4 protein-coding genes are annotated in these 10,980 nt (G+C 43.6%); all 4 read left to right on the top strand.

Annotated elements, in window-relative coordinates:
* Window positions 1-83 precede the first annotated feature (83 nt).
* The 4 genes from brxC to pglZ are packed head-to-tail and all read left to right on the top strand — an operon-like array spanning window position 84 to window position 10,977.
* Window positions 84-3,647 (top strand): BREX system P-loop protein BrxC, encoded by a 3,564-nt coding sequence (brxC, locus tag ABGU93_RS09580; protein ID WP_347413240.1) that lies wholly within the window; start codon window positions 84-86, stop codon window positions 3,645-3,647.
* A 13-nt stretch (window positions 3,648-3,660) separates the two neighbouring features.
* Entirely contained in the window at window positions 3,661-7,341 is a 3,681-nt protein-coding gene (pglX, locus tag ABGU93_RS09575) for a BREX-1 system adenine-specific DNA-methyltransferase PglX (RefSeq protein ID WP_347413239.1), read from the top strand.
* A 37-nt stretch (window positions 7,342-7,378) separates the two neighbouring features.
* Window positions 7,379-8,404 carry a virulence RhuM family protein gene (locus ABGU93_RS09570; RefSeq protein WP_347413238.1) on the top strand — a complete coding sequence of 342 codons (1,026 nt, stop codon included), beginning with the start codon at window positions 7,379-7,381 and terminating at the stop codon, window positions 8,402-8,404.
* A 44-nt stretch (window positions 8,405-8,448) separates the two neighbouring features.
* Window positions 8,449-10,977 (top strand): BREX-1 system phosphatase PglZ type A, encoded by a 2,529-nt coding sequence (gene pglZ, locus ABGU93_RS09565; RefSeq protein ID WP_347413237.1) that lies wholly within the window; start codon window positions 8,449-8,451, stop codon window positions 10,975-10,977.
* Window positions 10,978-10,980 lie beyond the last annotated feature (3 nt).

Here is a 10,980-nt window from a genome sequence, read left to right as displayed (position 1 = left end):
CGTAACATCGGAATTACAATGGTTTTAGACGATTATTATGTGCGAAGTTTGAGTTGTTAAATAAAAACTTTGGAGGAAAAAAGATGCGTATTGCAGAGATGTTTGTCAAACCCATTGATCGGGATATTAAAGGCGTCATTAAAGTCGGCCAGGACGATGATGTCAACATTTATCAGGAACTGGATGAATATGTTGTTACCAAAGAGTTGCTAAAACATTTCCGCAGCTTTTTCGAAAGTTATAAAAATGGCATCACTGGCTATACCGATAAAATGGGGGTCTGGATTTCCGGTTTCTTTGGTTCCGGTAAGTCCCACTTTCTCAAGATTTTATCCTATCTGCTGGAAAACAAAGACGTCAACGGGAAAAAAGCCATCGAGTTTTTCACCGACGGCAGCAAGCTGGACGATTCCGTAATTATGGCAAACATTCGCTTGGCCGAAAATGTCTCAAGTGACGTAATCCTCTTCAATATCGATTCCAAAAGTGAATCCAACTCCAAATCCGCAAAAGATGCGATTATCGATGTCTTTATGAAGGTTTTCAATGAAATGCAGGGCTTCTGCGGTTCACTGCCTTTTCTGGCTGATCTGGAACGTAAACTCGCTGATGACGGAAATTTTGAAAGCTTTAAAGCCGCCTATCGTCAAGCTTACGGCAATGCCTGGGAGGATGCCCGGGAAGACTTCTATTTTATTCAGGACGAACTGGTGGAAGTTTTAGCAAAACAGGGGATTATGAGTGAGGAAGCTGCCCGAACCTGGTGTGAAAAAGCCGCTGACACTTATACCCTCTCGATCGAAAAGTTTGCCAGTTTGATCCGACACTATTGTGACAAAAAGAGCAGCAACCATCATGTCGTCTTTATGGTCGATGAAATCGGCCAGTACATAGCTGATGATGCCCGACTGATGCTCAATCTTCAGACCGTCACCGAAGATCTGGGCACCGCCTGTGGCGGCAAGGCCTGGGTGATCGTCACCAGTCAGCAGGATATTGATGCCGTTGTCACCGTCAAAGGCAATGACTTCTCGAAAATTCAGGGTCGCTTTGATACCCGGCTCTCGCTGTCCAGCGCCAACGTAGATGAAGTTATCCGCAAGCGGATTCTGGAAAAAAATCAGGCCGGGATGGTAACCTTGCAGCTTTATTATGACCAAAAAGAATCGGTGATCAAAAATCTGATCACCTTTTCCGGCGAAGTGGAAAAGAAGCTCTACCGCAACCGTGACGAGTTCGCCGGGGTTTACCCCTTTATCCCTTATCAGTTCAACCTGTTAGGACAGGTTTTAACCGCCATCCGTAATCACAGCGCCTCCGGAAAGCATCTGGCCGAAGGGGAACGCTCGATGATTGCCCTGTTCAAGGAATCGGCGATGTCGCTGATGGAAGCGACCGAAGGAGCGCTGGTGCCCTTTTATACCTTTTACAACGCCCTGGATCAGTTTATTGACCACACCCACCGCATTGTCATTAAGCAGGCTGAAGAAAATACCCTGCTGGAACCGCTGGATGTGGAGTTATTAAAAATTCTCTTTATGATCAAACACGTCAAAGAGATTAAAGCTAATACCGAAAACATCACCACCCTGATGGTGTCAAACGTCGATGATGACCGGATCAACCTCAGAAAAAAAGTAGAGGCCTCGCTAAGCCGCCTGATTGCCCAGACCCTGGTTCAGAAAAACGGCGAGGTCTATATGTTTTTGACCAACGAAGAGCAGGATATTAACCGGGCGATTCAGAATGAAGCGGTGGAAATGGGCGAAATCATCAACGAAGCCGCCGCCATCATCTTTCAGGGAATCATTAAAGAAAACAAATACCGCTACAATAACCGCTACCATTTTCCCTATAACCAGATTGTCGATGGACGGTATTTTAAGAACAACCAATCCGAGGAAATGGCAGTTCAGATTATTACCCCCTATCATGATGACGACTACAAAACAGAAACCCTCCGGATGCTGTCCGCCCAGAAGCCCCAGGTGCTGGTGCACCTTCCCGGGGACGCCACCTTTCTGGATGAAATTATCGAGCAATTGAAAATCAGTAAATACTTGACTAAAAAAGGAGTGGAGCTGGAGAAGAACTTTGCCAGCATTAAACGGGCTAAAGAGGATGAACTCGGCGAAAAGAAACAGCGGATTCGGATTTTTATTGAAGAAGCGATTAAGCATGCTGATATTTACGTGTCCGGCGATAAGAGCAATATTCCCAACAAAGACCCGGAAAGCCGGATCAATGATGGCTTAAGTAAACTGGTCAATGCCCGCTACAATAAGCTCTATTATATGGAAACCCAGCCCCAGTCTGCGGACATTGAGCAGCTTTTCAAGTCAACCGGCCAGATTGCCATGGGTGATTCCAATGCCCCAGCGGCCAACAACCTGGCGCTGGAGGATCTATTAAACGCCATTGAGCTGCTGTCCCGGCACACCAAAATTTCCTTAAAATCGCTGATTAAACATTTTTCCGATGCCCCCTACGGGTTTATTGACTGGGACGTCCGGTGGCTGGTCGCGATGCTCTTTAAACAGGGAAAGGCCAGCCTGATTTTAAACAGCGAAACCCTGTCCCCCGTGGAAGCCGAGCCTAAGGAGCTGCTAAAGGTGCTGACCAAAACCGAGTTTGCCGACAAACTCCTGATTGAAAAGCGGGAACATCCCAGCGAGGCCCAGATAAAATCGGTCAAAGAAGTGATGAAGGGTCTCTTCGCGATGACAGCCATTGAAGATGAAGAAGATACCATCATCAAAACATTCAAATCCCGGGCAAAAAGTAAACTCAAAGAAATAGATGCACTGCTAATTGAATATCGCTTTGAACAACGATTCCCGGGTAAGACGATTCTTTTAAATGGCAAAGCGATGCTGGAAACCATCTTAAATATGACCAATGCCCTGCTATTTTTTAAACACGTCCACGACCACCGCGATGAGCTCCTGGATCTGGGGGATGATCTGGAACCGATTATCAGCTTTTTTAACAGCGAACAGAAAAAGATTCTCAAAACTGCCTTTAACTATCTCGATATTTATGAAAACAGCAAAAACTACATTGTCGATGAGGAACTCCGCGACACTATTGCAGAAATTAGGCAGGTTGCCCAAAAGCCCAGCCCCTACAATGATATTTTCAAACTGCCGGATGCCTTAAGCCGCTATGCCAAACGCCATAGTGCGCTGATTGCCGTGGAAGTCGAACCGATTCGGGCGCTTGTTTTAAGTGATGAAAGCGACGTGCTGGCCCAACTGACGCCGATGGAAGTTAAGGAAAAATTTGAAAGCCGCTATATTAAAACCTTTCGGGAACTGATCGATAAGCTGGAAGGTTCCAACGAAATAGCGACGGTAAAAAATATCCGTTACGAAAGCGAAACCCTGAAAGAACGCTTTATTCACGAGATTGTCGATTACAAAAACGCCATCGTGGTGGTTTACCCACCCTCACCGGTCGGGGGCGGAACGGTAGCAGAGCCACCGCCTAAAAAAACAAAGATCGTCAAGCTTAAAACCATGCAAATTCCCACGACCGTCACTATTGAAAAGGAAAGCGACGTGGAAGCCTTTATCCAGACCGTCAAAAGCGAATTACTAAAAGAACTGAACCGCAGCGATGACACCATCATCAATCTGACCATTTAAGGGAGCCCAGCACATGAATAAGACCGCCATTAAAGAATTTGCCGTAACGGCGCGAAAAAAACTGATTGCTTCGGTTAAAGACAAGGCCGGAAAAATTGGCATTACCGAAGACAACATCACCACGGCCATTACCACCGGAAGCGGCTTTGCCGTGTTTCCCACCCATTTTGGGACGGAAACAAAATTGGCCGGAAAAGAATTGATCCAGCGGGAAAACCTGATCAGGCAGATCAAAGAAAACGGCTATCACACCGTGATCGAAGAGGTGGCCTATACCTGGTTCAACCGGATCATCGCCATCCGCTTTATGGAAGTCAACGACTATCTTCCCACCCGGGTGCGGGTGCTGTCCTCGGAAACAAAAGACAAGTTTGAACCGGATCTGGTAACCTTCGCTCCTAATATTGAATTGGATTTTACTTCTGCCGAAAAGGATGAGATCCTGAGTTTAAAAATGAAAAACGAGTTGGATAATCTTTTTCGGATGCTCTTGATCAGACAATGTAACGCTTTGGGAGAAATCCTGCCGGAGCTGTTTGAAAACACCTCAACTGCCAACCGCGATTATACCGAAATTCTGTTAGATATTTCATATACTAAAGAAGACAGCGTGATTCGGGATCTGCTTAAGATCGATGAGGCAGATTTTCGGGATGCGGTGGAGATTATCGGGTGGATGTATCAGTATTACAACACCGAGCCCAAAGACGAAACCTTTGCCCTCTTAAAAAAGAACGTCAAAATTACCAAAGAACGGATTCCTTCGGCCACTCAGCTTTTCACGCCAGACTGGATTGTCCGCTATATGGTGGAAAACAGCCTGGGGCGTTTGTGGCTGGAGCATTGTCAAGCAGAAGCGGGACTATCAAACGAGTATTTAAATGCCAGCTATTTTGGCTGGAAATATTATCTGGAGGAAGCCGAGCAGGAGCCGGAGGTACGGGTACAGCTGGAAATGCTGCGCCAGGATGCCAAGAATCTCAACCCGGAAGATATCAAAGTGATCGATCCCTGCATGGGCAGCGGCCATATCCTCGTTTATGCCTTTGAAGTATTGATACAGATTTATGAAAGCTGCGGTTATACCCAGCGGGATGCTGCCAGACTGATTATTGAAAAGAACCTTTACGGTCTCGATATCGATGACCGGGCTTTTCAGCTGGCCTATTTTGCCGTGATGATGAAGGGACGAAAATATAATCGTCGGATTTTAACCAGTGAAATACAAATAAACCTTTGTAGCATTGAGGAAAGCAACGCGATTAAAACGGAGTTGATCAACTTTATTGCAGATGGGAATGAAAGTCTTTTTAAAGATACTCAGACACTTGTTGAGGTGTTTGCGGATGCCAAAGAATACGGCAGTATTCTGGAAATGTCGGAGATCGATTTTGAAGTGCTGAATAAACGGGTTAGCGAAATTACTGCAGCAGTTTATGACAACATTATGGATCGGATTATTCAGGAGGATGTAAGCAATCACTTGATACCGTTGTTAAAGCAGGCGGAGGTCATGGCAGAAAAATATGATGTGGTGATTACCAATCCGCCTTATATGGGAGGCAGCGGCATGGGACCGAAGCTGGGGGATTATGTTAAGAGTCATTATCCTGATAGCAAGAGTGATATGAGTACGGTTTTTATGCAGAAATCATTGGATATGTGCAAATCTAATGGAATGATGGCGATGATCAATATACCAGGTTGGATGTTTTTATCTAGTTATGAAAAGTTGCGTAAAACGATTGTAGAGAATAGCACATTTATAAATATGCTTCACTTTGGTCGTGGCGTGTTTGGCTCGGATTTTGGAACAACATCGTTCGTGATATTGAAAAAAAATGTTCCGTTTTTCAATGCTATGTATAGACGACTTTTCTTGAAACAGGGTGCAGTTGATAGCATCAATCAGAAAGAAAAATGGTTTTTTGAAGGACGTGGAAAACATATAATGCAGCAGGAGAACTTTGGGAAAATTCCTGGAATGCCTATTGCTTATTGGGTAACTGCGCATGAGTTTCTAATTTTTGAAAAAAACAAAAAAATTGGAAATTTCTATGAAGCAAGAGGTGGAATGACGAGTGGAAATAATGAATTATTTGTCAGAAGCTGGTACGAGATTGGATTTTCTAAAATCGGTTTTGGATTTGGAAACCTTGATAGTGTAGAAAGTGATTTTGTATGGTTTCCATATAATAAAGGTGGTTCATTTAGAAAATGGTATGGAAATATTGATTTTGTTATAAATTGGTACAAAGATGGAAGTGTGATCAAAGACTATAAATTAAAACAAAGAGAAACTAATCCTAATTATAACACTGCTATTGCAGCTTTAGGAAGTATGTTTAAACCGCAGATTTCATGGTCATTAATTTCTTCAAGTTATTTTGGGGCGAGATACTATCCAAAAGGATTTTTGTTCGATGTGGCGGGATCTTCGTTATTTGTTGAAGAAAAGGATGAGTTGTATTTATTGGCGTATTTAAATACAAAAATTGTATTCAGACATCTTCAAGTGTTAAATCCAACATTGAATTTTCAACCAGGGAATATCAAAAATTTAGTATTTCTTAAGAATCATGAAGAAGAAGTCCAAATGCTAGCCAAAGACAACATCGAGTTGTCAGTCAATGATTGGGACTCATTTGAAACTTCTTGGGATTTCAAACGTCATCCATTATTAGACAATGAAAATCGCTACTATGCCTCATTCGAAAATGAGGACAAAATTTTCCCAAAAGATGAAACTGATCAAATCCCATCCAAACACTCGCTTGCTCTAGCTTACAGCAATTGGGAAACCTTCACCGAAAACCAATTCGCCCAGCTCAAAGCCAATGAAGAAGAACTCAACCGGATCTTTATCGAAATCTATGGTCTGGAAGACGAACTCACTCCTGAGGTGGAAGACAAGGAAGTCACCATCCGCAAGGCCGATCTGGGCCGGGATATCCGATCCCTGATTTCCTATGCGGTCGGCTGTATGCTGGGGCGCTATTCTCTGGACATAGAAGGACTTGCCTATGCCGGCGGGGAATGGGAAGCAGGCAAGTACACCACCATCATTCCAGACGCGGACAATATCATCCCCATCACCGATGAGGAATATTTTGATGATGATATGGTAGCCCGGCTGGTTAACTTTGTCAAAGTGGTATACGGGGAAGCATCTCTGGAAGAAAATCTCGACTTTATTGCCGGTGCCTTGGGGAATAAGGGCAACACCGCCCGGGAGGTGATCCGGAATTATTTCCTCAAAGATTTCTACAAAGACCATATTAAAGTCTATCAGAAACGGCCGATTTACTGGCTCTTTGATAGTGGCAAAGAAAACGGCTTTAAAGCCCTGATCTATATGCACCGCTACGATCAGGACACCGTCGGTCGGGTGCGAACTGATTATCTCCATAAAATCCAGGCCAAGCTGGAAGATAGTCTTAACCACTGCAATGTCATCCTCGCCAGTGAAGCCCCAGCCGCGGATAAAGCCGCAGCAGTCAAGAAGAAGGAAAAACTGATTAAGCAATTAGCCGAAACCCGGCTCTATGATCAGGCCATCGCCCACGTCGCCCTGAGCCGCCTCGCCATCGATCTGGATGACGGGGTCAAGCTGAACTACGCCAAATTCCAGGATGTCGAAGTCGCCAGTGAAGGGAAGAAAGCGGTCAAGGTTAATCTGCTGGCCAAGGTTTAAACCAAAATTCTCGGATTTGTTTATGAAAAGAGGTTATATGGACACATTAACAAGAGAAAATAAAATTATCCTGTATCAAACAGATGAAGGCAAAGTGAAAGTTGATGTTTTTTTTGCCGAAGAAAACTTTTGGATGACGCAAAAATCTATGAGTGAATTGTTTGACGTTCAGAAGGCCGCAATATCCAGGCATCTAAAAAATATTTATGAAACAGGTGAGCTCGAAAAAAACTCAACTGTTTCCATAATGGAAACAGTTCAAAAAGAGGGCAATAGAGAAATAAAAAGAAAGCTTGAATTCTACAATTTAGATGCGATCATTGCTGTCGGTTATCGAGTCAATTCAAAAAAGGCAACTCAATTTAGAATATGGGCAACCCAGTCTTTGAAAGAATACATTCTAAAAGGGTTTGTTCTCAATGATGAGATGCTAAAAAATGGCAGACCTTTTGGACAGGACTATTTTGATGAACTTTTAGAACGCATTCGAGAAATCCGTGCTTCAGAACGAAGAGCCTATCAGAAGATTGCGGATGTCTTTGAACAATGCAGCAGTGATTATCAGTCTAATTCTAATGAGACAAAGAGTTTTTATGCTTTTGTGCAGAACAAAATGCATTTTGCTATAACAGGGAAAACCGCAGCAGAAATAATTCATGATCGTTCTGATAGTGAGCATCCCACAATGGGACTGACAAATTGGAAAGCATCACCGGATGGTAAGATTCTTAAAAGTGATATTAAGATAGCCAAAAATTATCTCAATGAAAAAGAGCTTGACCGGATGAATCGAATTGTTACAATGTACATTGATTATGCGGAATTCCAGGCGCTTAATGAACAAATTATGACTATGAAAGATTGGCTGGAAATTACGGATGAATTCCTTAAGTATAACCGTCAGAAAATACTAAAAGATGCCGGTAAAATAAGTCATATTGCAGCCATCGAAAAAGCACAAAGTGAATATGAAAAATTTAGATTAAAACAGGATGAGGTGTATATTTCTAATTTTGATAAGGTCATGTCGATTTATTTAAAGGGTGATAAAAAAGATAACTGAATGATACAAATAAATTGTGATATTTGCTGGAAAGGGAGTGACGTATGAATCTGCAAACCATCCAAGAACAAATAAATAAAAAATTACTGGGAGATGGACGAAGGCTTGTTTTCTGGTACGATGATAAGGGCGAGTTTATCAATGACATTGATCGTCTGGTCTTAGACAATGCAACGATCCATCGTTTAACTGGGGACAACACGCTGTACACCAAGTTTTTATTTGAGTGTGAGGATCAGACCAACAATTACCTGATCTATGCACCCTTCCCCAAGCCAGCGGACAAGGATAACCATTTGGCAGATACTGCTTATTATTCCCGGCAATTTTTCACGGATCGCGTGTCGCTGCTATGTAGTACCTATGCGATCCCGGAAAAGTATCAGGAACAGCTTTCCCAATACGGGAAATTCTGGAAATCCAATGAACGGATTGATAAGTTTGTTGCTTTAGGGATTGAAGAATATAATCCGGAAATCATTGAAATCGGACTGCTTGCCGTGATGGTAGGAGAGACAACCCCCAGTCTGGATGAGATTTTGAAAAAAATGATCAACCGTGGTGGATTAAAAGAGAACAAATATTTGTTTGAATTTGAAAAAATAGATCTGCTGTCCAGTTTCTGGGCCTTGTGTACTAAATATTATGGCTATAGAGAGGAAAACAAAACTTTTGAAAAGCTGGTCGCCACGCTTTTGGTTACCCATACGGCCAATTCGTTTACCGGGGAACTGCCAAAAAGCTGGCAGCCTTTTGTTTCGCATAAGAAAAACGATGTGGCTATTTTTGTGTCTAATTTTATGAATAATATTTACTTGCAGGATCGGTATGATGAAATCGCCACAGAAATTGGCCGAAAATTAAAGGTCGATGATTTTTTGGCTTCGGTACCTACTGAGAAATACTTTGAGTGTGACACCTTTGCAGCCTTTGATGTTCATATCATCAAGGCGATGGCCGAAGACCTGGTCAACCGGGGCGCTCTGCTGCCAGAGGAACACCGGGAAATGATCAGAAACCGTAGCGCTCGAAAACACTTTTCCCAAACCTATCAGCACCATTACAAAGCTTTGGATAAGGCCGATCAGCTGGTTGGCGGCATTCAGGCATTTTCACAGGAGCTGCTTGAAGCTGGGAATGCTGATAAATTTATTCAGCAGTATGCCACAAAATGGGAAAGCATTGACCGCTATTACCGCGGTTTTTATACGGCCTATGACAAGATCCCGGGTGATGAGGCATTGCATCAATTAAGAGACTGGGTTGAAAACTTGTATACGAATGCCTATCTGTTGAAGTTGTCGATTGCCTGGGCGGACACCCTGGTAAAGGTCAGTGGCTGGCATCAATTGGCCGGCGAAAAACAGTGGCATTTCTATAAGCAGCAGGTCGCAGCGGCGGTAAAAAGAGAAGTAACGGTGGTGATTATCTCCGACGCCCTCCGCTATGAGGCTGGGGTCGAACTTGATAAACGCCTGAATGAGCGGGCAAACACCAAATCGGAAATCAGTCCGATGATTTCGGTGCTGCCATCTTTTACCCGTCTGGGCATGGCGGCGCTGCTGCCGCATCAATCCCTGACCATTAATTCAGCCTGTGAAGTGCTAGTCGATGGGATGCCCAGTTTATCCAGTGAACAGCGGGAGAAGATCTTAAAAACCCGTCATCCGCTATCAGTTGTTGCCACCTATCAGGCGGTGATGGCGATGAATAGGGAGTCCATCCGCAAGCTGATGACCGGACAGGAGCTTATTTACATCTATCATAATCAGATCGATGCCCGGGGCGATCATATGGCCACGGAAAATGAAGTGTTTACGGCAGTGGATGAGACGGTCAGTGAACTTATGAATCTAATTCAAAAACTGACGGTTGATAAATCGATTACCAATTACATCATCACCGCCGATCATGGCTTTATTTACAAGCGGGATAAATTGGACGAAAGCGATAAGGTAACCTTATCGAAACAGTCCGGCGACTTTATCAATAAGCGGTTCATCCTTTCTAATGAATTGCCGGACTTAAAGGGCACGCTGACCTATCCTCTGGATTATGTCGGAGCCCAGAACAGCGATGTATTGGTTACCGTTCCCCGCGGTGTCGATATTTTCAAAACCCCGGGCGGCGGGCAGAACTTTGTCCACGGTGGGGCCAGTCTTCAGGAAATAGTGATTCCACTGATAAAAGTCAAGACCGAAAAAAGAAAGCAAAACGTCGAAAATGTCGAGGTTGTCCTAACCTCGGTGACCCGCAAGATTAACAACCTGATTGTCTATCTGGATTTTCTCCAAAAAGAAGCCGTTACCGATCGTCTGCGGCCAGCCAGGATTGAAGTTTACTTTGAAAGCGCTTCCGGCGATAAAATATCCGACCGGGAAATCATCGTCGCGGATCGAAAAGACCAGGACGTTGATAATCGCATGTTTAAAGAAAAATTTATCTTTAGAAATCAGAAGTATTCAAAAGATGAAAAGTATGATCTGGTCATGAAGGATGTCGGATCGGATATGGAAGTGGCACGACATGAATTTATCATCGACATTGCCTTTGCAGATGATTTCGGATTTTAGAAA

The sequence above is a fragment of the Acetobacterium sp. genome, assembly GCF_039830195.1.
In the GTDB taxonomy this organism is placed as follows: domain Bacteria; phylum Bacillota; class Clostridia; order Eubacteriales; family Eubacteriaceae; genus Acetobacterium.
This window is presented reverse-complemented; position numbering and strand designations above follow the sequence as displayed.

Excerpts from the sequence above, each read along its gene's own strand:
- brxC (WP_347413240.1), top strand. The coding sequence starts at position 84 with ATGCGTATTGCAGAGATGTTTGTCAAACCCATTGATCGGGATATTAAA.
- pglX (WP_347413239.1), top strand. The coding sequence starts at position 3,661 with ATGAATAAGACCGCCATTAAAGAATTTGCCGTAACGGCGCGAAAAAAA.
- ABGU93_RS09570 (WP_347413238.1), top strand. The coding sequence starts at position 7,379 with ATGGACACATTAACAAGAGAAAATAAAATTATCCTGTATCAAACAGAT.
- pglZ (WP_347413237.1), top strand. The coding sequence starts at position 8,449 with ATGAATCTGCAAACCATCCAAGAACAAATAAATAAAAAATTACTGGGA.